The organism is Streptomyces sp. NPDC043996 (assembly GCF_056435225.1).
Map to the genome: position 1 here is coordinate 184,813 of NZ_JBWKEY010000007.1, position 23,298 is coordinate 208,110.

22 protein-coding genes are annotated in these 23,298 nt (G+C 73.1%); 14 read left to right on the forward strand and 8 right to left on the reverse strand.

From position 1 onward, the window contains the following. Window positions 1–41 precede the first annotated feature (41 nt). Window positions 42–644 (reverse strand): sigma-70 family RNA polymerase sigma factor, encoded by a 603-nt coding sequence (locus AC07A4_RS20100; RefSeq protein WP_478600332.1) that lies wholly within the window; start codon window positions 642–644, stop codon window positions 42–44. 258 nt (window positions 645–902) lie between these two features. On the opposite strand from AC07A4_RS20100, the gene AC07A4_RS20105 reads away from it, so the two are divergent. Continuing rightward, complete coding sequence (locus AC07A4_RS20105; RefSeq protein WP_478600335.1) at window positions 903–1,277, forward strand: STAS domain-containing protein; 375 nt, start codon at window positions 903–905, stop codon at window positions 1,275–1,277. Window positions 1,278–1,588: 311 nt separating this feature from the next. Beyond that, window positions 1,589–2,086 (forward strand): EF-hand domain-containing protein, encoded by a 498-nt coding sequence (locus AC07A4_RS20110; RefSeq protein ID WP_478600337.1) that lies wholly within the window; start codon window positions 1,589–1,591, stop codon window positions 2,084–2,086. 50 nt (window positions 2,087–2,136) lie between these two features. On the opposite strand, the gene AC07A4_RS20115 is transcribed toward AC07A4_RS20110, so the two are convergent. Next, a complete protein-coding gene (locus AC07A4_RS20115; RefSeq protein WP_478600340.1) occupies window positions 2,137–3,687 on the reverse strand; it encodes a class I adenylate-forming enzyme family protein in 1,551 nt (516 codons plus the stop codon). A gap of 169 nt (window positions 3,688–3,856) precedes the next feature. Here AC07A4_RS20115 and AC07A4_RS20120 point away from each other — a divergent pair, with 169 nt between their 5' ends. The 3 genes from AC07A4_RS20120 (at window position 3,857) to AC07A4_RS20130 (ending at window position 6,857) form a co-directional block, all read left to right on the forward strand. Beyond that, complete coding sequence (locus AC07A4_RS20120; protein ID WP_478601044.1) at window positions 3,857–4,999, forward strand: acyl-CoA dehydrogenase family protein; 1,143 nt, start codon at window positions 3,857–3,859, stop codon at window positions 4,997–4,999. Between the two features lie 35 nt (window positions 5,000–5,034). Beyond that, window positions 5,035–5,892 (forward strand): acyl-CoA dehydrogenase family protein, encoded by an 858-nt coding sequence (locus AC07A4_RS20125; RefSeq protein WP_478600342.1) that lies wholly within the window; start codon window positions 5,035–5,037, stop codon window positions 5,890–5,892. A 494-nt stretch (window positions 5,893–6,386) separates the two neighbouring features. Further along, on the forward strand, window positions 6,387–6,857 hold the full coding sequence (locus AC07A4_RS20130; RefSeq protein WP_478600345.1) for an ATP-binding protein: 471 nt from the start codon (window positions 6,387–6,389) through the stop codon (window positions 6,855–6,857). Between the two features lie 474 nt (window positions 6,858–7,331). On the opposite strand, the gene AC07A4_RS20135 is transcribed toward AC07A4_RS20130, so the two are convergent. After that, window positions 7,332–8,291, reverse strand: coding sequence for a cyclase family protein (locus tag AC07A4_RS20135; RefSeq protein WP_478600348.1), 960 nt, complete (start codon window positions 8,289–8,291; stop codon window positions 7,332–7,334). Between the two features lie 82 nt (window positions 8,292–8,373). On the opposite strand from AC07A4_RS20135, the gene AC07A4_RS20140 reads away from it, so the two are divergent. From AC07A4_RS20140 to AC07A4_RS20175, 8 genes are all read left to right on the forward strand, one after another. Next, a complete protein-coding gene (locus AC07A4_RS20140) occupies window positions 8,374–9,387 on the forward strand; it encodes an SDR family NAD(P)-dependent oxidoreductase (RefSeq protein WP_478600351.1) in 1,014 nt (337 codons plus the stop codon). 8 nt (window positions 9,388–9,395) lie between these two features. Beyond that, on the forward strand, window positions 9,396–10,601 hold the full coding sequence (locus AC07A4_RS20145) for an acyl-CoA dehydrogenase family protein (protein ID WP_478600354.1): 1,206 nt from the start codon (window positions 9,396–9,398) through the stop codon (window positions 10,599–10,601). 123 nt (window positions 10,602–10,724) lie between these two features. Further along, window positions 10,725–11,774, forward strand: a complete 1,050-nt coding sequence (locus AC07A4_RS20150; RefSeq protein ID WP_478600357.1) for a Zn-dependent alcohol dehydrogenase — start codon at window positions 10,725–10,727, stop codon at window positions 11,772–11,774. A 742-nt stretch (window positions 11,775–12,516) separates the two neighbouring features. Further along, window positions 12,517–13,020, forward strand: coding sequence for an NUDIX domain-containing protein (locus AC07A4_RS20155; RefSeq protein WP_478600360.1), 504 nt, complete (start codon window positions 12,517–12,519; stop codon window positions 13,018–13,020). Window positions 13,021–13,415: 395 nt separating this feature from the next. Continuing rightward, window positions 13,416–13,715, forward strand: a complete 300-nt coding sequence (locus tag AC07A4_RS20160; RefSeq protein WP_478601046.1) for a transposase — start codon at window positions 13,416–13,418, stop codon at window positions 13,713–13,715. An 83-nt stretch (window positions 13,716–13,798) separates the two neighbouring features. After that, a complete protein-coding gene (locus tag AC07A4_RS20165; protein WP_478600363.1) occupies window positions 13,799–14,410 on the forward strand; it encodes a hypothetical protein in 612 nt (203 codons plus the stop codon). Window positions 14,411–14,494: 84 nt separating this feature from the next. Continuing rightward, complete coding sequence (locus AC07A4_RS20170; protein WP_478600366.1) at window positions 14,495–14,884, forward strand: SPASM domain-containing protein; 390 nt, start codon at window positions 14,495–14,497, stop codon at window positions 14,882–14,884. A 26-nt stretch (window positions 14,885–14,910) separates the two neighbouring features. Then, window positions 14,911–15,258 (forward strand): hypothetical protein, encoded by a 348-nt coding sequence (locus AC07A4_RS20175; RefSeq protein ID WP_478600369.1) that lies wholly within the window; start codon window positions 14,911–14,913, stop codon window positions 15,256–15,258. Window positions 15,259–15,305: 47 nt separating this feature from the next. Here AC07A4_RS20175 and AC07A4_RS20180 read toward each other — a convergent pair whose 3' ends face one another. Beyond that, window positions 15,306–16,310 carry a GlxA family transcriptional regulator gene (locus tag AC07A4_RS20180; RefSeq protein ID WP_478600372.1) on the reverse strand — a complete coding sequence of 335 codons (1,005 nt, stop codon included), beginning with the start codon at window positions 16,308–16,310 and terminating at the stop codon, window positions 15,306–15,308. Between the two features lie 59 nt (window positions 16,311–16,369). Here AC07A4_RS20180 and AC07A4_RS20185 point away from each other — a divergent pair, with 59 nt between their 5' ends. Then, window positions 16,370–17,719: an MFS transporter gene (locus AC07A4_RS20185; protein WP_478601047.1), complete on the forward strand. Its 1,350-nt coding sequence runs from the start codon at window positions 16,370–16,372 to the stop codon at window positions 17,717–17,719. Between the two features lie 33 nt (window positions 17,720–17,752). On the opposite strand, the gene AC07A4_RS20190 is transcribed toward AC07A4_RS20185, so the two are convergent. The 4 genes from AC07A4_RS20190 to AC07A4_RS20205 form a co-directional block, all read right to left on the reverse strand. Beyond that, entirely contained in the window at window positions 17,753–18,424 is a 672-nt protein-coding gene (locus tag AC07A4_RS20190; RefSeq protein WP_478600375.1) for a flavin reductase family protein, read from the reverse strand. Between the two features lie 65 nt (window positions 18,425–18,489). Beyond that, a complete protein-coding gene (locus tag AC07A4_RS20195) occupies window positions 18,490–19,293 on the reverse strand; it encodes an enoyl-CoA hydratase/isomerase family protein (RefSeq protein ID WP_478600378.1) in 804 nt (267 codons plus the stop codon). A gap of 157 nt (window positions 19,294–19,450) precedes the next feature. Then, on the reverse strand, window positions 19,451–21,685 hold the full coding sequence (locus tag AC07A4_RS20200) for an acetate--CoA ligase family protein (protein WP_478600380.1): 2,235 nt from the start codon (window positions 21,683–21,685) through the stop codon (window positions 19,451–19,453). Between the two features lie 384 nt (window positions 21,686–22,069). Continuing rightward, the gene (locus AC07A4_RS20205; protein ID WP_478600383.1) at window positions 22,070–23,272 is read right to left on the reverse strand and encodes a flavin-containing monooxygenase; all 1,203 of its coding nucleotides are present in this window, start codon (window positions 23,270–23,272) and stop codon (window positions 22,070–22,072) included. Between the last annotated feature and the right edge of the window lie 26 nt (window positions 23,273–23,298).

Sequence of the window (23,298 nt, forward strand, 5' to 3'; positions counted from 1 at the left end):
CTCGTCCCCGCCTTCGCGGGGGTCCGGCTGTCCGGGGCTTGTCACAGCGCTCTCCCGTAGCCGTGCGCGCCGTACGCCGGACCGGCTGGGTCCTCGTCGAGTGCGGTGGTGTCGTGGGCGGTGGCCAGGAGCTGGAGGCCGAGGCGGAGCCTGCGCCGGGCCTCGTCCTCGGTGACGCCGAGGTCCGCCGCGGTCTGGCGGTAGTCGCGCCGCTGGAAATAGGCCAGCTCCAGGGCGGCGCGCAGCGGGGCGGGCATGGCCGTGACGATGTAGTCCGCGCGGGCGGCGGCGGAGGCGCGGCGCACCTTGCGCTCCAGCTCCTCGGTGCTGCCCTCGCCGCCCTGGGCGAGCGCGGCGGACTCCGTCTGGCGCAGCCTGCGCACGGCCTGCTGGTGGGCGAGCGTGGCGATCCAGGAGCGCAGCGGGCCCTGCTTGGGGTCGTACGCCTCGGGGTTCTCCCAGATGTGGGTGAAGACGTCCCGGGTGATGCGGTCGGCCGCCGCGACGTCGCCGAGGACGCGGTGCGCGAGGCCGTGCACGAGCGAGGCGAAGCGGTCGTACAGCTCTCCGAGCGCCGCCGCCTCGCCGTGCGCGAGGCGTTGCTGCATGCGGCGGTCCCAACGACGCGGCGCGTCCTTCGGCATGCGGCCCCCTCGTGCGCTCGCCGTCCTCACCTTCACCGATGCATCGAATGTAGTCGGCGTCGCTGACAGCGCACCTCTCTTTCCCCGCGCTTTCTCGCTCTTTGCGGCAACGCGGGGTCCCGCGCGGCCGCGGATGATATTGAACGGGCCCTCCGGGACGCCCCCTTTGCCGGATGCGTGCGGTGCTGGTGTTTCATGGGACAGCGGTGGGGAAGCCGCGACTGAGGGAAGGGTTCCGGTGGGCGGGAGGCGTGGCGCGTGACGCTGAAGGTGACCGTCGGCGAGCGGGACGGCTGGGCCGTGCTGCGGGTGTCGGGCGAGATGGACCTCCTGACGTCGCCGGTGCTGCGCCAGCGGGTGCGCGAAGCGGTGGCCGACGGCCGCCGCGACCTCGTCCTCGACCTGTCCGACGTGCTGTTCTGTGACTCCAGCGGCGTCGGCGTGCTGATCGCCACGCGCCGTCTGATGCGCTCCTGCCGCGGCCGCCTCCGGCTGATCCTGCCCGCCAGGGGCGCGGTCGAGGGCTCGCATGTGAACCGCGTCCTCGCGGCCCTCGGCGTACGACGGCTCTTCGACGTGTACCCGGACGCGGCCCGGGCCGTGGACGAGGGCGCGGAACCGCTGTCGGCCTAGGGCCCCAGGTGCCAAGAACCCCCAGGCCCGTGGGGCTCACGGCCAAGCGGAACCCCCTGTACCTGTCAAGATCGTCCGCCTGATACAACCGTTCCCGAGCGGATGCCACCGTCGGCGCGACCGCCAGTCCCGCCACACCCGTGACACACCTTTGTCGCGGAATTCCCGCGGTCTTGGCACGAGCGTCACTTTTCTGCCTCCTGGCGGGCGACGGCGTCGTACGCTCGCCAACAGACACCCGCAGGACGTCCGAAGCGGCGGTCGCGCCGGACGTACCCCCACCGCATGAGAAGTGAGGCGGCCCGAAGACCATGGACAGCGCCGAGTACGAACGCAAGATCGCGGCCCGTTTCGCCACCTTCGACCAGGACGGCAACGGCTACATCTCCCGTGAGGACTTCAGCACGGCGGCCCAGGCGCTGCTCGCGGAGTTCGGGGTGACCGCGCGGTCCGAGAAGGGCCAGGCCCTGTACAGCGGGGCGGAGGCGTTCTGGCAGGGCATGGCGGGCATCGCGGACCGGGACGGGGACCAGCGCATCACCCGGGACGAGTTCGTCGGCGGGGCCGTGAAGCGGCTGCGGGACAACCCGACGCGGTTCGCGGAGATCGCGCGGCCGTTCCTGCACGCGGTGCTCGTCCTCGCGGACGGCGACGCGGACGGCACGGCGACGGCCGCGGAAGTGGAGCGGGTGCTGCGCGCGTTGGGCGTGCAGGCCGAGATCGCCTCGCTGGCGTCCCAGGGCCTCGGCCCCGTGACGGAGGATCAGGTCGTGTCCGCCTTCGCCTCGTACTTCACCGTGCCCGAGTAGGCGTTTCCCGGGTCGTGCCCGAGTGGCCGCCACTTCCCCGAGGCGCGGTCTCAGGTCGTGTAGCGCTCCCGCAGCTTGTACTTGAGGACCTTCCTCAGCGCCTCGTTGCGGGGCAGCGCGGCCACGGTCTCCAGTTGCTCGGGGAGCTTGTGGACGGCCAGGCCCGCCCGTCGCAGGTGCGCCGTCGCCTCGGGCAGGGTCAGCTCCCCGTGGCCCGGGGCGCGTTCCACGACGGCGCAGACGCGTTCGCCGCTGGCGGGGTCGGGCAGGCCGATCACCGCCACGTCGGCCACCGCGGGGTGGGTGTGCAGCAGGTCCTCGATCTCCTTCGCGGAGATGTTCTCGCCCTTGCGGATGATCACGTCCTTGGCGCGTCCGGTGAGCACGAGGTGCCCGCTCGCGCGGAGGTGGCCGAGGTCGCCGGTGCGCAGGAAACCGTCCGCGTCGAAGGCCTCGCGGGTCGCCGCCGCGTCCAGATAGCCCCGGCAGACGGCCTCGCCGCGCAGCCGCACCTCGCCGTCGGTGCCGGTGGGCACCTGCTTCCCGGCGGCGTCGGTGACGCGGATCTCCATGCCGTCGGGCGGGCGCCCCTCGGTGGTGGCGAGGTGCTCGGGGGTGTCGTCGGGGGAGCCCATGGTGATCATGGGCACCTCGGTCATGCCGTAGCCGTGCGTCAGCTGGCAGCCCAGTTCGCGGACGACGGCGTGGTAGAGCTCGGGCGGCTTCGGGGCGCCTCCGCCCGCGAGCAGCCGCAAGGTGGGGATCAGCGGCCGCGCCGGGTTCTTGCGCCGCTCGGCGAGGAACATCGAGTAGAACGCGGTGGAGCCGCCCGCGATGGTCACCCCGTGCCGCCGGTAGCCGTCGAGGGCGTCCGGCAGCGCGAACCGCTCGAACAGCACGGCGGGGAAGCCGTACAGGAGCAGCATCACCGAGTAGTCGGGGCCCGCGATGTGGGCGAAGGGGAACGCCATCGAGCCGACGTCCTCCGGGGTCGGCCGCAGGGCGTGCGCGAGGCAGGCGCCGCCCGCGATCAGGGAGCGGTCGGTGTGCAGCACGCCCTTGGGGTCGGAGGTCGTCCCCGAGGTCCAGTAGATCCAGCGCACGGCCGTGCCGTCGGCGGGCGGGGCGGGCAGTACGGCCGGGTCGCCCTCGGGCAGGTCGTCGTACGCGGTGAAGACGCCGCGCGCGCCGAGGCGCCGGGCCAGGCCGGTGTGGTCGAAGCCCCGCCACACCCCGGGCACGGCGAAGAACTCCGCCTTCGAGGCGCGCAGCGCGAAGCCGACCTCGCGCTCGCGGTAGAAGGGGATCACGGGGGACTGCACGGCGCCGACGCGGGCCAGGGCGAAGGAGAGCACGGCCGTCTCGATCCGCGTGGGCAGCTGCCAGGCGACCACGGTCCCTGGGCGCACGCCGTTGTCGTACAGGCCCGCCGCGACCCGCTCGCTCCGCTCCCGCAGGCCGCCGAAGGTGAGGGTCCGGTCGGCGGCGGGGTCGTCGGCGGCCTGGATGAGCGCCGGGGCGTCGGGGGTGAGCGCGGCGCGCCGCTCGACGAGTTCCCACAGGGTGTCTGACGCGGCGAGCGCGCGGGCGGTGTCGTGCACGGGAGGCCCCCTCGGACGGCCGGACGACGGAACGGTCCGACGGCGCCCGTTGCTGACGCTTCGTCAGATCGTGCGCAGAGCGTAGGCCGCCACGCCTTGTCGGTCCAGAGGCACGGGGCTAGCCTGCCGTCTGACGGACCATCAGAAACGGTGGAGGCGGGTGACCCCGGTGGACCTCTCGTACTCCGAGGAGGAGGAAGGCTTCCGGGCCCGGCTGCGGGCCTGGCTCGGCGACGCGCTGCCGAAGCTGCCAGAGCGCCCCGACCCGCTCGACTGGCCGGGGCGGCGCGCCTACGACACGGGCTGGCAGCGGGCGCTGTACGACGCCGGGTTCGCTGGGGTCCACTGGGAGGCGTCCCCCACACTGCGGATGATCTTCCTGGAGGAGAGCGAGCGCGCCGGGGCGCCGTACGTGGGCGCGAACTTCGTCGGTCTGCTGCACGCCGGGCCCACCATCGCCGCCGAGGGCACGCCGGAGCAGCGCGAGCGCTGGCTGGAGCCGATCCTGCGCGGCGACGAGGTGTGGTGCCAGGGCTTCAGCGAACCGGACGCGGGCTCCGACCTCGCCTCGCTGCGCACGCGCGCGCGGCGCGACGGCGACCACTACGTGGTCAGCGGATCGAAGATCTGGACCTCGCACGCGGAGGTCGCCGACTGGTGCGAACTCCTCGTCCGCACCACCCCGGTGAGCGAGGCCGTGCCCCGGCACCAGGGCATCACCTGGCTCGCCCTGCGCATGGACGCGCCCGGCGTCACGGTGCGGCCGCTGCGGACGCTCGCGGGCTCCACCGAGTTCGCCGAGGTGTTCCTCGACGAGGTGCGGGTGCCGCTCGCCCACCGCGTGGGGGCGCAGGACGACGGCTGGCGCGTGACCATGGTGACGCTGTCGTACGAGCGGGGCACCGCCTTCGTGGGGGAGGTGGTCGCCTGCCGCCGCGTCCTTGGCGAACTCGCGCGCGAGGCCCGCGCGAACGGCCGCTGGGACGACCCGGTCCTGCGCCGTCGGCTCGGGCGGCTGAGCGCCGAGTTCACCGCCCTGTGGCGGCTCACGCAGTGGAACGTCAGCGAGGCGCAGCGCACCGGCTCGGGCCCCGGCGCCGGCGGGTCCGTCTTCAAGCTGCGCTACTCGCACGCGCGACAGGAGCTGTACGAAGCGGCCGCCGACGTCCTCGGCTCCGGCGCCCTCGACCTGGCCGGGCCCTGGACGCCCGAGCGGCTCTCGTCCCTGTCGTACACCATCGCCGCGGGCACCTCGCAGATCCAGCGGAACATCGTGGCCGAGCGGCTGCTCGGCCTGCCGAAGGGGCGGTGACCGGCCGTGCGCGGCGAACGGGCCAGGAGGCGGCTGTGGACTTCCAACTGAGCGCGGAACAGCGGGCGTTGCAAGGCGGCTTCCGCGAGATCCTGCGGGGCCGCTTCGGCCCGGAGCGGCTGCGGGCGGCCGTGGCGGAGCCCCGGCTCGACCGCGCGCTGTGGCGGGAGCTCGCCGGTGCGGGGCTCTTCGCGCTGTGCGTGCCCACGGGGCGCGGCGGCCTCGGCCTCGGGGCGCCCGAGGCCGTGTTGGTGTTCGAGGAGGCGGGCCGGGCCCTGCTGCCAGGGCCCTACGCGGCCACCTTCCTCGCGGCCGGGGACGTCGAGGGGGCCCTGTCCGGGGAGACGGTCGTGACCGCCGTGGACGGCGACCTGGTGCCCTGGCTGGACGACGCCGACGTCGTACGGGGCGACGCCGCCGGGGCCGTGGCCCTGCGGTCCGTCGACCCGCTCACGCCCCTGCACCGGCTGCCGCACCCGCGCGAGGGCGGCCCCGACGGGACGCTGCTGCGCGCCGCCGAACAGCTCGGCTCCGCCTGCCGCACCCGCGACCTGGCCGTCCAACACGCGCGCCGCCGCGAGCAGTTCGGTCGGCCCATCGGCGCCTTCCAGGCCGTCAAGCACCTGTGCGCCGAGATGCTGGTGCGTACCGAACTCGCCCGCGCCGCCGTCTACGCCGCCGCCGTCACCGGCGACCCGCTGGAGGCGGCAGGGGCTGTACTCCTCGCCGACGACGCCGCCGTGCGCAACGCCCGCGACTGCCTCCAAGTCCACGGCGGCATGGGGTTCACCTGGGAGTCCGATGTCCATCTGCACCTGAAGCGGGCCTGGGTGCGGGCCGGGCTCGGGGGCGGGGCGGCCCGCGCGGAGGAGGACCTCGCCGCCGCGCTGTGAGCCGCGTGGCCGCCGGGCGCCGACCGAGCGTTACTCAATATGTCACTCAATGGGATTGATTGGTCACACCGTGCTGTTCGACGCGATGATCGACTTGTGGAACCCCGGGACGGCGGGAAGGCTACTGAGCGTCGATATCGGGTTGTGTCCTACGCGTGACTCGTCGCGACGAGGAGTCGGCGCCCGGCTCCGGTACCTTGTGTGAGATGCGAGTGGTCCTGAGGCCGAACCGTGCCGGTGTTGCCCCTGAGGTGACTCCGTGCCTGGTAACGCGCTCCGCTCGCCGGGCGGGACGAGGCCGGGAGCCCGCCTGTTCGACCCCCTGCGGCGCGCGTCGCACAGTATGCCGCACGCGTACTCCTTCGCGCTGGAATATGCCCGAAGCGCTTGTTGGGGTGACTGTACGTCAACCATGCTGTCTCCTCAGGGGATCACGTTCCGTGATCCTGTGGAGTCGCGAGGCGATGTGTCCGCCGGTTCGGATGGTGTGAGCGGTGCAGGTGCTTCAAGTTCAGCTCGAAGTCGGCCCGGACCCCGCGGAAGTGGGCCGGGCCCGCAGATGGGCGAGGTCGCGGCTCGCGGGGTCGGGCATAGCGGTCGATGAACCGCTGGCCGAGACGCTCATCCTGCTGATCTCGGAACTTGTCACCAACGCCGTCGTGCACACCGGGTGCCCCGCCGTGCTGCGCATGCTGCTGCCGGGCGTGCCCGCCGGGGAGCCCGGGACCGTGCGGGTCGAGGTCGCCGACCGGAGCGCGCGGCCGCCGCGGCCCCGGCATGCCGAGGGTGACGAGACCAACGGGCGGGGGCTCGAGCTGGTGGACGGGCTCGCCGACCGGTGGGGGTGGGAGCCGGACGGGGCCGGGAAGAGCATCTGGTGTGAGGTCGACCGGTGTGAGGCGGTGGCCCGCGGGGGGCGTGGCGGGGTGTTCGAGCGGGGGGTGCTGGTGCCGGGCGTCCACTGAAGCTTCGGCCTCGCGTGGCGCCCCAGGCCCGCCCCTTCCCGAACCGGGGGCTGGCCGCCCCCGTTCCCCCGCCCCCACAAGCAGTTGGCGCTTCGCGCCTCGTCCTCAAACGCCGGACGGGCTGAAACTGTCGCCTCCGTGCCCCTGCCGTGTCGGTCTGTGCGCCGGGTCGTGCCCCGATGCGCGGTCATGCGCTGGCGCTGCAAAACCGGCATAATTCATAAATCGCCGGGTGGGTGTTGACGTAACGTATTCGGCTGATCACGCTTGAGTGCAGCGATTCGCCGCGAGGGGACGTCGAGGGACGGTGGTGCCTTTGGCCCGGTCCTTGGCGAGGTGCGGGTCGTGATTCGGCGTCGCGCTCCTTCAGGGCAGAGGGGGGCGGGGCTCGTACGCCGGAGCCGGATGGCGGCGCGTGCACAAGCGCTCGGGGCGGGCGCCGACGCGCCGCCACCCGAACTCCGGACGGGTGGGTCAGAACACCGCCACCGGCGCCACCGGCGCGCCCGTCGCACCCGTGACCGGCTCGGGCATCGCCGCCAGGAGGAAGGCGTGGCGGCGCTCTTCTCCACAGGCTGTGGACAACTCTTCGAGATTCCAGTTCTGGCCCTGGATCATGCCCATCTCCACCAGGTGCAGGGCGTGCACCGGCAGCCACAGGTGCTCGACCTCCGGCGGGAAGATCTCGAAGGTGAGCGTGTCGTTCGCGACGGCCGCCACGTCCCGCGCGTGGAACCACTGGGGCGTGCGGTAGGAGAGGCCGGGGGACGGCAGGGCGTAGGCGTGCTTGTCGCCGGACAGGTAGTGCTGGATCTGGCCGGTCCGGATGAGGACGACGTCACCCGCGCCCACCGTGACGCCGCCGAACTCCTCGGCGCGGTCCAGGTCTTCGGGGGTGACCGCGTGGTCGCCGGGCAGGCGGCCGACGCCCCGGGCGCGGGCCACGTCGAGCAGGACGCCGCGCGCGACCACGTACGGGATCTTCTCGGCGCCGCTGAAGCGGGCGCCGTCGTGGGCCGTGATGCTGGTGGCGGGGCGGCCGTTGTAGAGCAGGCCCGAGTGCGAGACGTGCGGCAGCGTGTCCCAGTGGGTGGCCGCCTGTAGGCCCATGGTGACGGTGTCGTCGCTGGTGGCGACCGAGTCCGGGCCGAAGAGCGGCTGGTTGATGGACACCATCGTGTGCAGCGGGTTCACCCGGCCCGGGATCAGGCCGGACTGTACGCCGTCCTGCCGCAGCGGCAGCGCGAGCGGCACGCGGCGGCCCGTGCGCACCGTGGCGGCGGCCTTCCGTACGGCCTCGTCGGTGATCAGGTTCAGGGTGCCGATCTCGTCGTCGGCCCCCCAGCGGCCCCAGTTGTTGACGCGCTCCGCGACGTCCAGGAACTCGGGCGGCAGGGCGGGCGAGGGGGGCGAGGTGGGGCGCGGCGCCGACATGGGGCCTCCCGGGTCTTGTCTCCACGTATCTGACGGGTCATAGAATCTAACGGTCCGTCAGAAAACGCGGGAAGGGGCCGGTGTGGGGAACTTCTTGGCAGGCAAAGTGGTCGCCGTGACGGGCGCCGGGCGGGGCATCGGCAGGGCGGTCGCCCTGGCCGCCGCGGTCGAGGGCGCCAAGGTCGTCGTCAACGACTACGGGGTTTCGGTCGAGGGCGGCGAACCGGCGAGCGAGATAGCCGCGGCCGTCGTCAAGGAGATCGAGGCGGCCGGCGGCGAGGCCGTCGCCGTCGCCGACGACATCTCCGCCATGGCGGGCGGCCAGCGCGTCGTGGACGCCGCGCTCGCCGTGTACGGGCGCCTCGACGGGGCCGTGTGCGTCGCCGGAATCCTGCGCGAGCGCATGCTGTTCAACATGTCCGAGCACGAGTGGGACCCGGTCATCGCCACGCACCTCAAGGGCACCTTCACCGTCTTCAGGGCGGCGGCGGCCGTGATGCGCGCGCAGCGCTCCGGCACCCTGATCGGGTTCACCAGCGGCAACCACCAGGGCTCCGTCGCGCAGGCCAACTACAGCGCGGCCAAGGGCGGCGTCATCTCACTCGTGCGCAGCGCCGCGCTCGGCCTGCACAAGTACGGCGTGACCGCCAACGCCGTGGCGCCCGTCGCCCGCACCCGGATGTCCGCGGGCGTCCCCATGGAGCTGACGGAGATCGGGGAGCCGGAGGACGTCGCGGCGTTCGTCGTGTACCTCCTGAGCGACCGGGCGCGGGCCGAGGGCATCACCGGGCAGGTGTACACCGTCGCCGGGCCCAAGATCGCCGTGTGGGCGCAGCCGCGCGAGCTGCGGGCCGCGTACGCCGACGGCGGGTGGACGCCCGAGACGATCGCCGAGCGGCTGCCCGGAACGGTCGGCACCGATCCGATGCCGCTGCTCGGGCAGGTGGAGGCGATGGCGAAGGCGGCGGCCGCCAAGGAGCGGCCCAACGCCGGGCCCGGGGCTGGGCCGGGGGCCGGGCCCGGGGCTGGGGCCGGGGCACCGCCGGGGCCCGCCGCCCCGCCCCCGCGCGGGCCCGCCGGGCACCCCACCGCCTAGGCCCCGCCGTGGACTTCGCGTTCGGGGCCGAGGACGAGGCCTTCAGGCAGCGGGCGAAGCGGTGGCTCGGCGACCATCTGACCGGCGCGTTCGCGGCGGCCGCAGGGCGCGGCGGGCCCGGCGGCGAGCACGAGCGGGTGGACGTCCGCCGGGCCTGGGAGCGGGAGCTGGGGCGCGGCGGGTGGATCGGCATCGGCTGGGACGCCCCGGAGGGCGCCTACGGCCAGCGGACGGCCACGCTCACCCAGCAGGTCGTGTGGGCCGAGGAGTACGCGCGCGTGCGGGCCCCCGGGCGGTGCGGGCACATCGGCGAGAAGCTGCTGGCGCCCACGCTGCTCGCGTACGGCACGCCGGAGCAGCGGGAGACGTTCCTGCCGCCCATCGCGCGCGGCGAGGCGCTGTGGTGCCAGGGCTACAGCGAGCCCGGTGCGGGCTCCGACCTCGCGGGCGTCCGTACGGCCGCCGAGCGCGACGGCGACACGTACCGCATCACCGGCCAGAAGATCTGGACGTCCCTCGCGCACGACGCCGACTGGTGCTTCGTGCTCGCGCGCACCGCGCCCGCCGGGGCGCGGCGGCACGAGGGCCTGTCGTTCCTGCTCGTGCCGATGGACCAGCCGGGCCGGATCGAGGTGCGGCCGATCCGGCAGCTGACGGGCACCGCCGAGTTCAACGAGGTCTTCTTCGACGGGGCCCGCGCCCGCGCCGAGCACGTCGTCGGCGGCGCGGGCGGCGGCTGGCGGGTCGCCATGGGGCTGCTCGGCTTCGAACGCGGCGTGTCCACCCTCGCCCAGCAGATCGGCTTCGCCGCCGAGCTGGCGGACGTCGTCGGGGACGCGGTGCGCGGCGGCGCCGTCGCGGACCCGGTGCTTCGCGAGCGCCTGGTCGCGCAGTGGGCCGAGCTGCGCGTCATGCGGTGGAACGCCCTGCGCACCCTCGGCGGCGGCGACCCGGGCGCGCCCAGCGTGGCGAAGCTCCTGTGGGGCGGCTGGCACCGGCGGCTCGGGGAGCTCGCGGTGGCCGTGCGCGGGGCGCTCGGCGCGGTGGGACCCGGCGCCTGGACGCCCGACGCGGCGTACGAACTCGACGCGGCGCAGCGCCTGTTCCTGTTCTCGCGCGCCGACACGATCTACGGCGGCTCCGACGAGATCCAGCGGAACATCATCGCCGAGCGCGTGCTCGGTCTGCCTAGAGAGGCCCGCGGGTCTCGGTGAGGGGTGCGGGATGACGGGGTGCGTGGTGACGGGATACGTGGTGACGGGGTGCGTGGTGACGGGGTGCGTGGTGAGGGGGAGGGCGATCGTGAGGGAGCGGGCGATCGTGAGGGGGAGTGCGCGATGAAGGGCGTGGTGTTCGACGGGCGGGACGTGGCGGTCGTCGATGACCTGGAGGTGCGGGACCCGGGTCCCGGGGAGGTCCTCGTGGCGGTCGCCGCGGCCGGGCTGTGCCACAGCGACCTGTCGGTGCTCGACGGGACGATCCCGTTCCCGGTGCCGGTGGTGCTCGGGCACGAGGGCGCGGGCGTGGTGGAGGCGGTGGGGCCCGGCGTCACACATGTGGCCGCCGGGGACCATGTGGCGCTGTCGACGATCGCCAACTGCGGGGCCTGCGCCGCGTGTCACCGGGGGTGGCCCACCATGTGCCGCAAGGCCATCGGGATGCCGCGGCAGCCGTTCACGCGGCGCGGCGAGCCGCTGTACCAGTTCGCGGCGAACTCCACCTTCGCCGAGCGGACCCTCGTCAAGGCCGTACAGGCCGTGCGCGTGCCCAAGGAGATCCCGCTGACGTCGGCGGCCCTCATCGGCTGCGCGGTCGTCACCGGGGTGGGCGCGGTGCTCAACCGGGCCAGGGTCGGGTACGGCGACTCCGTCGTCGTCATCGGCGCCGGGGGCATCGGGCTCAACGTCCTGCAGGGCGCGCGGATCGCCGGGGCGCGGGCCGTCGTGGCCGTCGACGCCAACCCCGGCAAGGAGGAGCTGGCGCGGCGGTTCGGGGCCACGCACTTCCTGGGGTCGGTGGCGGAGGCCGCGGAGGTCCTGCCCGACGGCGCGGACCACGCCTTCGAGTGCGTGGGGCGCGTCGATCTCGTACGCCAGGCCATCGACGTCCTCGGCCGGCGGGGGCAGGCGGTGCTCCTCGGGATGCCCGGGGCAGGGGCCGAGGCGTCGTTCGTGGTGGCGTCCCTGTTCCTGGACAAGTCGATCCTGGGCTGCCGGTACGGGTCGGCGCGGCCGCAGCGGGATTTCGCGTTGTACGCGGAGTTGTATCTGGCGGGGCGGCTGATGCTGGACGAGCTGGTGTCGCGGACGTATGGGGTGGGGGAGTTCGGGCGGGCACGGGAGGACGCGGAGGCGGGGCGGGTGGCTCGGGGGGTGGTGGTGTTCTGAGGGAGGGCCGGGGGTGCCCTCGGGGTGCCCCCCGGCTCGCCCCTTCGGGATTGGCTAACCCTTAAGCGTTGCCACTTCAGCGATTCGGGGGGACAGCGCCTTGACCGACCGCGCGCGTCCATGGGGCTTCAGGCGAAGCCGCATGGTCTCGAAGTGCTCGTCCCCTCGGGCGGAGGAGATGTGTTCGTAGTCATCGAGGAATCGCCCCCACGACTCGCACGCCGCGTCCAGATGCCCATGCTGCAACTGTCGTTGGGCTAGAACCGCGTTGAAGTGCACGCGTCCTTGACGCTCGTTCTTGGGCTTCCGCTTCCCCTCCACGGTACCGCTGAGCGTGGCCGTGCGGTTGCGTAGAGGCAGGGGAGATCAACAGTGATCGGAGTGGAGCCGTGAACGCGATCGGGCAACCTGGACTGGCGATCCGCCGCGAGTACCACGCCGAGGCGGTCGGCACGGGACCCACGGCGGAAAGGGGCTGTGAGTCCGTACGTGTCGTGCTCGGATCCCTCCGGACCCCGTATCTCGGCATCGTGATGCGTTGGGTGGGCGCGCAAGCACACCACATCGCCGATGGCCTTGACCCTGTTCCTGACGCTCACTGGCTTAAGGAAGCGCCGGATGCAGTGAGGGATCTCCCCGATACGGGCGCCCGAGCATTCCCGCACGCAAGTGCAGCGCCACCGCAAAGCCGGGACGCCCCTGACCGGGGTGTCGGGACCCTCAGAGTAAAGGGATATCTCCTATGGGCACGGACATTGATCCGGCGGCATACCCTCGCCGTATCGGCGTGGTGATCCTCGTGCGGAACCCCCAGGGGGACGTATTGATGGTCAAGCCGACGTACAGGCACCGTGGGGAACGGCTCGGGTGGCAATTGTTGGAACGGTGGGCGGAGCCGGGCGAGACGGTTGCCGCCGTTGCGGCCCGGGAGATCAAGGAAGTGACCGGGCTGGCCCTTCCTGTCTCGCACCTTCTCGGCATGGACCAGATGCCCAAGGAAGGGTTCGCCGCCGAGCGCTACAGCTTTGTGTGCGACGGCGGAACCCTCTCCGCTGCGGATGCGTCGGCGGTCGGACTCGACGACATCGCACGGGGAGACCTGAGCGGCTTGAGGTGGGTACCCGTCTCGCTCCTGGGCGATGCTGCGCGCTGTGACGAAGCGGCGCGGGTTCGCATGGCGGTGCGCGCGTCTGAGAACGGCATCCGTCTGCCCTTGCTCCTGGCCGGAGAGATGGCGCCCGCGTAAGAGACTCCGTCTCCCGTCGTGCGAACCCGCCTAGACCCTGCGGACTCGCGACGGAGGCGGGACCCGCGCGCTCCGGCACAGGTCCCCGAGGGCGCGGGATGGCTCGGCCCTAAGGCCCGTCCCCGTGCGGGCTGCCGAGTCAGCGACGGGCCCGGTTCCGCAACAGGTTCCCCCCTGGGACCGGGCCCGTGTGCACCACTCCATCAAGAGAGGGACACGCAATGACCGCAACAGCGACCGAACTCAAGACGGGACGTGCGCTCGTCGACGACGAACTGTTCGGCAGCGTCGCTCACTTCGTGCACGCCCACAGCGGAGAGTCGATGGAACGAGCGGACACGAAAGGCGACCAGGCGTTAGCGTTCATCGCGACCGCCGCGACGGCGAGCGTGCCCATGGTCCCGTCTGACGACGTGGACCTCGGCTTGCACGCGTTCATCCTGCACACGCGACAGCACGGCGAGTTCTGCCAGAAGCACGTGGGGCGCAGGCTGCACCACGACCCCGCCCCCGGCCTGAGCCGTCGAACGCTGGTTACGGCTTCCGTACGTGCCATGGTCGAGCGCTGCTTCGGCCGTCTCAAGCAGTTCCGGGCGATCGCCACACGCTTCGACAAACTCGCCGCCCGCTACAAGGCCGGAGTCCACCTCGCCGCACTCATCCTCTGGCTCCGCGAACCCAACCAGGGACCTTAGGGCGCTTCTTCATGTCCGGGTCGTCGGCCTTGGTCGATCACGGAACTTGACCTCAACCGCGGTTGAGGTTGGAGACTGGCGCCATGACCGCCATCGTTGCTGGCCTCCGGCCGGTCGCACTGCCCGACCCTGCCCGTCCGGACGCGGGCCTCATCCTTGCGTCCCTATGGCACACCGAAGGGCCTGAACAACAGCAGAAGGTCATGTCCGGCGTCATGGACGCCTGGGAGAAGGCCCGGCTGCCAGCGGCGTATCTTGCGCGGCACTGTATGGCCGGGTCCGACGGCCGGACCATCCTCAACTTCGCCCAATGGACGAGTCCCGAAGCGCACCGGGCCTTCGCAGCCAACCCTCGCAACCAGCAGTCTCTTGGCAGTGCCATCCAGGCGCTGTACTCGGCCGATCCGCCAGGCCGTTACGTGCCATACCACTTCGCGCGGCGGCACGATGGAGCCGCCCGCTACTTCACCGCAACGTGGCACGACACCAAGGACGACGGGATGGCCCGATTGCTCGCCGATGAGTTGGCCGGGCGCGCCCCCGCCGCCCCGGCGTCCTCGGTCGCAGTGGCGGAGTATTTCTACATCGGCGAGGCCGGACGGCAGCTCCTCGTGCTTGCCGGGTTCCAGAACGAGCCCGGCGGTGACGGCCCATGGTTCCGGCCATTCCGCGGGCTGGTGCGGGCGACGCGCTAAAAGATCCGCTCCCACACCGCATCCGTCAGCTCACCACGACCCACCACAAGATCAATTATCAGACAGGTCCTGGCGGCGCTGGGGGTGGAAACGGTCGGCGGTGACCGTACGCGCGCCTTCGGCCGGGCCAGCAACGGAGTCACGCCGACCATCGCCGACCTCTGCGGGCACTGCGCCCACGAGAAGTGCGCCATCGGTCCTGCCGGGAACGTGTGGCCGTGCGTGCTGGGGCGGTTCCTGACCATCGGCAACGTGCTCCGAACACCGCTTGCCGACATCTGGGGTGGCGAACAGATGACCACGGTGGCGGCCGAGATCGCCGCCGTGCACGGAGAAGGCGCGCAGTCGTGCACACCGCCTCAGTTCCTCCCCATGTGCGGGCCGTGTGGCCCGTGCGTCCCCTCCGTGGGGCACTGCGATCCGAGGGCGGCTGACGCCGTAGCGGAGGCGACTACGATCGGCGCACCCGCTTGACCCTCCGGAACCGCAGGAGCGCACAAATGGACGACCACGGCGACGACTTCAGCAAGTGGGGCACGGAAGCCTCCAACGGTGCCGTGCAGCGGAGCGAAGAGGAATGGGCCACCATCGCTGGGTACATTCGGCACGCCGCGAACAAGGTCGGTCCTGATCTCCCGCTGTGTCTCCCTGGTGAGCCGCAGGAGTGCGGGCGGACCGCTCAGCAACACGTGTTGGCGTGGGCAGCGCACCTGAAGGCCGTGGCCCAGCACCTCATTGAGCAGTCAGCGCCGAGTGAGGCACGAGCCGCGCACGTGGCCGGACCCCTGTATCAGCGGCGGCTTGCTCAGCTTCGCGCCCTGGATAGCGCCCACCACGTTCAGCAGTGACCGGGGGCTGCCCCGGCTCAACCGCGTTGGCGCCTTGCGCCTCGTCCTCAAACGCCGGACGGGCTTGAGTCACGGAAGGTTCTTCGGTACGTCGTAGGGGTCACGCCTAGCGCCTCCTGTACGTGCTGGCGCAGGGACTGGGCCGTGCCGAAGCCGGACTCCCGGGCGATCTGGTCCATGGACAGGGTGGTGGACTCCAGGAGGTGGCGGGCCCGTTCCACGCGGTGGTGGGTCAGCCACTGGCCGGGGCTGACGCCGACCTCCTCGCGGAAGCGGCGGGTCAGGGTGCGGACCGACATCGACTCCTGCTCGGCCAGGTCGCGCAGCTGGATCGGCTCGTGCAGGCGGCCGAGGGCCCAGGCCCGGGCGGTGGTCGTGGTCGCGAGGCCCGGCTCGGGCACGGGGCGTTTGACGTACTGCGCCTGGCCGCCGTCGCGGTGCGGCGGGACGACGGTGGTGCGGGCGACCTCGTTGGCGACGGCGGCGCCGTGGTCGCGGCGGACCAGGTGCAGGCACAGGTCGATGCCCGCCGCGACACCGGCGGACGTCAGGACGTCCCCGTCGTCGACGAAGAGGACGGCCGCGTCGACCGCGACCTCGGGGAAAAGGCGCTGGAAGTGGTCCGCGTGGGCCCAGTGCGTGGTCGCGGGGCGGCCGTTGAGAAACCCGGCGGCGGCGAGCACGTACCCGCCCGTGCAGATCGACACTAGGCGCGTGCCCGGCCGCAGATGGGCCAGGGCGGCGGTGAGCTCGGGGGTCAGGACGCCCTCTTCGTACACCGGGCCCAGCTCGTGCGAGGCGGGGACGACGACGGTGTCCGCGGTGGCGAGGGTCTCAGGCCCGCGTTCGACGAGGACCGCGAAGTCCGCGTCCGTGCGGACCGGGCCCGGGGACCGCACCGAGCAGGTCACCACCTCGTACAGCGGACGGCCCCCGGCGTCGCGGGCGCGGCCGAAGACGCGCTGGGGGATGCCCAGCTCGAAGGGGATGACGCCGTCCATGACGAGGACGGCGACCCGGTGGCGAGCGTCGCGTGCCGCGCTTGAGGCCATGGCCCGATCGTAGCGAACCATGTCCCTCGGGCCACTCGAACGGGATGATCCAGGACCGGATGCTGTGTGACGTGACCCAGACAACCGAGTCCTCCGCGACGACCGAGTCCTCCGCGCGGACCGGTGGCGCGCGGCCCGCGAAGGGCCCGGCGCGCCGCCCGCCCCGTATCCACCGCGCCTGGTTCGTCGCGGCCGTCACCTTCGTGACGATCATCGGCGGCGCCGCCTTCAACTCCCTGCCCGGCCTGCTCATCGACCCGCTGCACAGCGAGTTCGGCTGGTCGCGCGGCGAGATCGGCTTCGCCGTCTCGATCGACATGGCGCTGTACGGCCTGACCGCGCCGTTCGCCGCCGCGCTCATGGACCGCTTCGGCATCCGCAAGGTCGTGGTGGTCGCGCTCGGCCTGGTCGCGGGCGGCGCGCTGCTCAGCGTGTGGATGACCGCGAGCTGGCAGCTGATGCTCTACTGGGGCCTGCTCGTGGGGCTCGGTACGGGGTCCATGGCCCTCGCGTTCTCGGCGACCGTCACCAACCGCTGGTTCGTGAAGCGGCGCGGCCTCGTCACCGGCGTCCTGACCGCCGCGGGCGCCTCCGGGCAGCTGGTGTTCCTGCCGCTGTGCGCCTGGATCGTGGACGAGCACGGGTGGCGGCCCGCGTCCGTGACGGTCGCGCTCGCCGCGCTCGTCGTCGTGCCGTTCGTGTGGCTGCTGCTGCGCGACCACCCGGCCGACGTCGGTCTTGCCCCGTACGGCGGGGAGTTCACGCCCCGGCCCGAGCCCGCGCGGGGCGCCGCGACGCGGGCCGTGCGGGTGCTCTTCGCCGCCGCGCGGACCGGGACGTTCTGGCTGCTCGCGGGGACGTTCGCGATCTGCGGGGCGTCCACGAACGGGCTCATCCGCACCCACTTCGTGCCCTCCGCGCACGACCACGGGATGCCCGTGACCGCGGCCGCCTCGCTGCTCGCCGTCATCGGCGTCTTCGACGTCGTCGGCACCATCGCCTCCGGCTGGCTCACCGACCGCTACGAGGCGCGGCGGCTCCTTGCCGTCTACTACGCCCTGCGCGGCGTCTCGCTCCTGCTCCTGCCGATGCTCCTCGCTCCCAGCGTGCACCTGCCGATGATCTTCTTCATCGTCTTCTACGGGCTCGACTGGGTCGCCACGGTGCCGCCGACGCTCGCGCTGTGCCGGGAGCACTTCGGCGCGGACAGCGCGATCGTCTTCGGCTGGGTGCTCGCCTCGCACCAGGTGGGCGCGGCCGTGGTGGCGTTCCTCGGCGGCGTGGCGCGGGACGCCTTCGGGACGTACGACGTGGTGTGGTACGCCTCGGGGGCGCTGTGTGCGGCGGCGGCGCTGATGGCCCTTGTGGTGCGCAGGGGCGGGGGCGCCCCGGAGGCTGGCCTTAGCTGAACCGGGGCCGCGGCCCCCGCCCCCGGGCTTCGCTCAACTGCCATTGGCGCTCCGCGCCTCGTCCTCAAGCGCCGGACGGGCTGGATCTTCGAGGCGGCCGCGGTGGAACAGCAACGGGGGTGTCTGGTCCGCCTCGGGAGCGGTGCCCAGGGCCTCGACCCTGCCGACCACGATCAGGTGGTCGCCGCCCGTGTGGACGGCGTGGACGGCGCAGTCGATCCAGGCCGGGGCCCCGGACAGGAGGGGGGAGCCGGTGGCGGGCGCGGGGGTGTGGGGGACGCCCGCGAACTTGTCGGTGCCGCTGCGGGCGAAGGCCAGGCAGAGGTCCTTGTGGTGCGCGGCCAGGACGTTCACGCAGAAGACGCCCGCGCGGGCGATGCGGGGCCAGGTCGTGGACGTACGGCCCACCATGAAGCAGACCAGGGGCGGGTCCAGGGAGAGCGACGAGAACGACTGGCAGGCGAAGCCCGCGGGGCCGTCCTCGCCCGGCGCGGGCGGGGCCGTCACCACGGTCACGCCGGTCGCGAACTGCCCGAGGACGCGCCGGAACTCGGCCGCGTCCAGCGGCGCCCGCTCGTCCGCGCGCACGGCGCGGAGCCGGGGGCGCGGGGGCGCGTCGGCGGCGGGGCCTGGCGCGGCCGTGGGGGCGCCGACCGACCTGAGGTACTGGACGACGGTGGCCGCCATTCCTGCGTGTCCCATCATGGGGTCCATTGAAGCTGACGGGGCGTCAGATCGGAAGGTGGGGGCGGGAGAGGGAAAGGTGCGGTTCAGCGGCCCTCGTAGGCCGGGGTGCGGCGTTCCGCGAAGCTGGCCAGGCCCTCCTTCGCGTCGCGGGTCGTCATGTTGATCTCCTGTGCCGCCGCCTCCGCGGCGAACGCGGTGGCGCGGTCCGCGTCCAGGGACGCGTTCACCAGCTGCTTGGTGAGGGCCAGGGCCCGGGTGGGTCCTGTGGCGAGGCGGTCCGCCCAGGCGCGGGCCGTCTTCTCCAGCTCCGCGTTCGGTACGACGCGGTTGACCAGGCCCAGGCGTTCCGCCTCCGCGGCGGGGAGCGCGTCGCCGAAGAACATCAGCTCCTTGGCGCGCTGCGGGCCGATCAGGCGGGGCAGCAGATAGGCCCCGGCGCCGTCCGGGACCAGGGCCCTGCGGGCGAACACCTCGATGAACGTGGCCGATTCGGCGGCGATGACCAGGTCGCAGGCCAGGGCCAGATGGGCGCCGATGCCCGCGGCGGTGCCGTTCACGGCGGCCAGGACGGGCTTCTCGCAGTCGAGCACCGCGGCGATCAGGCGTTGGGCGCCCTGGCGGATGGTGCGGGCTATGTCGCCGGGGACGCGGTCCGCTGGGGCGGCGGTGGGGGTGGGTGCGGCCCGCAGGTCGGCGCCTGCGCAGAAGGCCTTGCCGGTGGCGGTGATCACCACCGCCCGGGTGGTGGGGGTGGCGGAGGCCTCCTCTAGGAGCTGGATGAGGTGGTCACGGGTGGGTGGGGTGAGGGCGTTCATGGCTTCTGGGCGGTTGAGGGTGATCCAGGTGGTGTGGTGGGTGGTGGTGTGGAGGAGGGTGGGGGTGGGCATGGGGGTCCGTTCTCTGGGTGGCTGGGTGGCTGGGTGCGGGTGGGGGGCCTCGCGGGGCGCCCCAGGCCCGCCCCTTCCCGAAACCGGGGGCTGCCGCCCCCGGGCCCCCGCTCAACTGCATTGGCGCTTCGCGCCTCGTCCTCAAACGCCGGACGGGCTACTTCCCCGGCGCGCAGTGGGCCAACGCGTCCAGTGCCACCGCTCCCTGGCCCTGGGGGAGGACCATCAGGGGGTTGATGTCCAGTTCCGACAGCTGGTCGGTGAGTTCCAGGGACATGCGCTGGACGCGGAGGATCACCTCGACCAAGGCGTCCAGGTCCGCGGGTGGGGCGCCTCGGGCGCCGGAGAGGAGGGGGCGGCCGCGGAGTTCGTCGAGCATGGTGCGGGCCTGGTCCTCGCCGAACGGCGGCACGCGGACGGACGTGTCGTGGAGGACCTCCACCAGGACGCCGCCGAGACCGACCGTGACCGTGGGTCCGAACAGGTCGTCCTGGCTGATGCCGACGACCATCTCGACGCCGCGCTCCACCATCTGGCAGACGAGGACGCCGTCGAGGTCGATGTCCTCGTAGCGGGCGGTGTCGGTGAGGTCGCGGTAGGCGTCGCGGACCTGGCTGGCGGAGGTGAGGCTGACCTTGACCAGGCCGAGTTCGGTCTTGTGGGCGATGCGCGCGCCGGAGGCCTTCATCACGACGGGGTAGCCGACCAGACCGGCGGCGCGCACGGCGGCCGCGGCGCTGGTGACGAGCTGTTCGCGGGGCACGCGGATGCCGTACGCGCGCAGCAACTGCTTGGCGGCGTGCTCGCTGAGCTGCTGGCCGGGGCGCATCAGGGCCTGCGCCTTGCGGAAGGAGGGCGAGGCGGTGCGGGGCGCCGCGTCGAAAGGGGAGCGGTAGGAGGCGGTGAAGCGGTGGTGGTCGAGGTAGGCGCGGACCGCCTTGATGCAGTTGGTGAAGGTGCGGAACGTCGCTACCCGGGAGGAGCCTAGGAGGGTGGTGCGGTAGGCGTCCTCGGTGGCGACGGGGGAGCCCCAGATGACGCAGATCAGTTTGTCCGTCTCCTCGGCGGCCGCCACCAGGTCCCGCGCCAGTTTGTCGCTCAGGGGTGGGAAGGGGCCGGTGATGGGGCAGATGAGGACGCCGATGGAAGGGTCGGAGAGGAGGGAGTCGATGATTTTGCGGCCGCGCCAGTCGCCTACGGGGTGGCCGCCGTTGTCGATGGGGTTGGCGACGTTCAGGTAGTGGGGGATCCACTGGTGGAGTTCGTCCTGGCGGGCCTCGGAGAGGGGCGGCAGGCGCAGGCCCGCCGCCGTCGCCAGGTCCGCGAAGTGCGCGCCGGTGCCACCGGAGATCGAGTAGACGGCCACCCCGTCCGCCCGGGGCGGGCGGGCCCGCGCCAGCAGGGTGCTGGTGTCCTGGAGTTCGTCGAGGCCGTCGACGCGGATCACGCCGAACTGGCGCATCGCCGCGTCCACCACGGTGTCCGCGCCCGTCAGCTTGCCGGTGTGGGACGCGGCCGTGCGGGCGCCGGTCTCGGTGCGGCCGACCTTGACGGCGACGACGGGCACGCCGCGCCGGGCGGCCCGGTCGGCGGCGAGCAGGAACGCCCGGCCGTCCTTGAGGCCTTCGACGTACGCGGCGATGGCGCCGACCTCGGGGCGCTCGGCGAAGTACGCGATGAAGTCGGCGGTCTCCAGGTCGGCCTCGTTGCCGGTGGGCGCCCAGTGGGACAGGCGCACGCCGAGCTCCTGGAGCGTGAAGACCGGGCGGCCCTGGTGGCCGGACTGGGTGATCAGGGCGATGGCCGGGCCCTGGAGGTCCTCGCGGAACTCCTCGAAGGCGTTGAGGTTGGTGTTGGGGCCGAGCAGCCTGAGGCCCGAGCGGCCCACGGCGGCGGCCAGGCGCTCCTGCGCGGCGGCGCCCGCCGCGCCCGTCTCGGCGAAGCCGGAGGCGAAGGCCACCGCGAACTTCGCCTTGGCCTCGGCGAGTTCCTCCACAAGGGGCAGCGGGTCGCTGACCAGGAGGACGGCCACGTCGACCGGTTCGGGCAGCTCGGCCACGCTCCGCGCGCAGGGGATGCCGAAGACCGCCGGGCGCGTGGGGTGCACGGGGTGCAGCCGGGCGCCGACCCGCTTCGCCCAGGCCACCAGCTGCCGGGTGACACCGGTGTTCGGGCGGCCCTCGGTGTCCGAGGCGCCGATGACGGCGAGGGACTCGGGGCGGAACAGGCGGTCCAGGTCGGGCGCGTCCGCGTACAGCGGCCTGCCGCTGACGTCCAGGTCACCGGCGGTGGCGGCGCGGCCGTGGACGGTGGCGGCGGGCAGGCCCCCGCAGGCGACGGCGCGTGCGCGGCGGGGGTCGGAGGTGAAGGTGCCGTACGTCGATCCAAGCATCGGTCCGCCCGCTCCTGTGTGACAACGACGACTGCGATAACTGACGCATAGTCAGATTACTGAACTGACGGCATGTCAGGAATGGGGCTGCGGGCAAAGTCCGGGGCCGTCGGGCGCGGGGCGCCTGAGGCATCGGGCGCGGGGCGCCTGAGGCTGTGGCGGCCGAAGCGGCCGGTGCGCGCCCGCCGTGCCTACGGAACAGCAGAATCCGCCCGCTGCCAAGAGCGCCGGGGGTAACTGGCCGGTTACGTACGGGTGTCGGGTGTCGGGTGTCGGGTGTCAGGTGTCAGGTGTCGCGTGTCGGGCGGTGCGCGTCGGGTGTCGGGCGGTGCGCGTCGGGTGTCGGGCGGTGCGCGTCGGGCGTCAGGCGGCGCGCGGCGGGCGTCAGCGGGCCGCCGCCACCGCCCGTGCGATCCGCCCCGCGTCCCTGGCGAGCTCGCGCAGCGTCCCGCTGATCGGGGTGGTGAACCCCGTGAAGTACAGGCCGGGCGCGTGCGGGGCGGTGCGCGGGCCGTGGACCCGGGGGCGGCCGCGGGCGTCGAGCAGGTCGAGGTGGCCGAGCAGCGGCTCCAGGGCGCGGCGGTAGCCGGTGGCGGCGATGACGGCGTCGGGGCCGACGCGGCTGCCGTCGGCGAGGACGACCTTGCCGTCCTCGAAGGACTCCACGGCCGCCACGGGCTCCACCCGGCCCGCGCGCACCGCGTCGATCAGGCCCACGTCCTGGACGGGGATGGCGCCCTCGCGGACGCGGGAGTACAGGCCCGTGTCGGGGCGCGGCAGGCCGTGCGCGGACAGGTCGGGCACGCTGAGGCGGGCGATGGCCCGGCTGATCGCGTCCACCACGGGCACCGGCAGCCTGCGGCACAGGATGCCCGAGCGCTGCGCGGGCCAGCCCGCCGTGCTGCGGCGCACGAGGTGCGGGGCGGTGCGCACCGCGAGCCGCACCCGCGCGGCGCCGCCCTCGGCCAGGTCGACGGCGATCTCGGCGCCGGTGTTGCCGACGCCGACGACGAGGACGTCCTGGCCGGCGTAGGGGGCGGGGGCGCGGTAGTCGCGGGCGTGCCGCAGGTCGCCGGTGTAGGTCGTGCGCCCCGGCCAGTCGGGCAGGTACGGGGTGTGGTTGTAGCCGGTGGCGACGACGACCGCGCGGGCGGTGAGCTCGCGGCCGCCGGTGGCGCGCAGCAGCCAGCCCGCGTCCGGCCCTTCGCCGCCCGCGCGCTCCAGGCGGGTGACCTCGACGCCGGTGACGACGTCGAGGTCGTGGTGCTCGGCGTACTTCTCCAGGTAGCGCACCACGTCGTCCCGTGCCACCCAGCGGCCGAAGGAGCGCGGCATGGGAAGGCCGGGCAGCGCGGAGAGGCGGCGCGTGGTGTGCAGGTGGAGGCGGTCGTAGTGGCCGCGCCAGGAGGTGCCGACGCGGTCGGACTTCTCCAGGACGACGGCGCGTACGCCGCGGGCGCGCAGGGCGGCGGCGACGGCGAGGCCGCCGGGGCCCGCGCCGATGACGTACACGGGGCGGTCGGGTCCGGACCGGTCCGGTCGGGGCCGGTCGGTTCTCGGCGGAAGCGGAAGGTTCGAGTCGGCCATGACGGGAGAGTAACCACGTCGTCACT

What these genes read in the sequence shown, in the direction of transcription:
- AC07A4_RS20100 (WP_478600332.1), bottom strand. Translation starts at nt 644, where the DNA reads ATGCCGAAGGACGCGCCGCGTCGTTGGGACCGCCGCATGCAGCAACGC.
- AC07A4_RS20110 (WP_478600337.1), top strand. Translation starts at nt 1,589, where the DNA reads ATGGACAGCGCCGAGTACGAACGCAAGATCGCGGCCCGTTTCGCCACC.
- AC07A4_RS20135 (WP_478600348.1), bottom strand. Translation starts at nt 8,291, where the DNA reads ATGTCGGCGCCGCGCCCCACCTCGCCCCCCTCGCCCGCCCTGCCGCCC.
- AC07A4_RS20150 (WP_478600357.1), top strand. Translation starts at nt 10,725, where the DNA reads ATGAAGGGCGTGGTGTTCGACGGGCGGGACGTGGCGGTCGTCGATGAC.
- AC07A4_RS20155 (WP_478600360.1), top strand. Translation starts at nt 12,517, where the DNA reads ATGGGCACGGACATTGATCCGGCGGCATACCCTCGCCGTATCGGCGTG.
- AC07A4_RS20160 (WP_478601046.1), top strand. Translation starts at nt 13,416, where the DNA reads ATGGTCCCGTCTGACGACGTGGACCTCGGCTTGCACGCGTTCATCCTG.
- AC07A4_RS20165 (WP_478600363.1), top strand. Translation starts at nt 13,799, where the DNA reads ATGACCGCCATCGTTGCTGGCCTCCGGCCGGTCGCACTGCCCGACCCT.
- AC07A4_RS20175 (WP_478600369.1), top strand. Translation starts at nt 14,911, where the DNA reads ATGGACGACCACGGCGACGACTTCAGCAAGTGGGGCACGGAAGCCTCC.
- AC07A4_RS20180 (WP_478600372.1), bottom strand. Translation starts at nt 16,310, where the DNA reads ATGGCCTCAAGCGCGGCACGCGACGCTCGCCACCGGGTCGCCGTCCTC.
- AC07A4_RS20185 (WP_478601047.1), top strand. Translation starts at nt 16,370, where the DNA reads ATGCTGTGTGACGTGACCCAGACAACCGAGTCCTCCGCGACGACCGAG.
- AC07A4_RS20190 (WP_478600375.1), bottom strand. Translation starts at nt 18,424, where the DNA reads ATGATGGGACACGCAGGAATGGCGGCCACCGTCGTCCAGTACCTCAGG.
- AC07A4_RS20195 (WP_478600378.1), bottom strand. Translation starts at nt 19,293, where the DNA reads ATGCCCACCCCCACCCTCCTCCACACCACCACCCACCACACCACCTGG.
- AC07A4_RS20200 (WP_478600380.1), bottom strand. Translation starts at nt 21,685, where the DNA reads ATGCTTGGATCGACGTACGGCACCTTCACCTCCGACCCCCGCCGCGCA.
- AC07A4_RS20205 (WP_478600383.1), bottom strand. Translation starts at nt 23,272, where the DNA reads ATGGCCGACTCGAACCTTCCGCTTCCGCCGAGAACCGACCGGCCCCGA.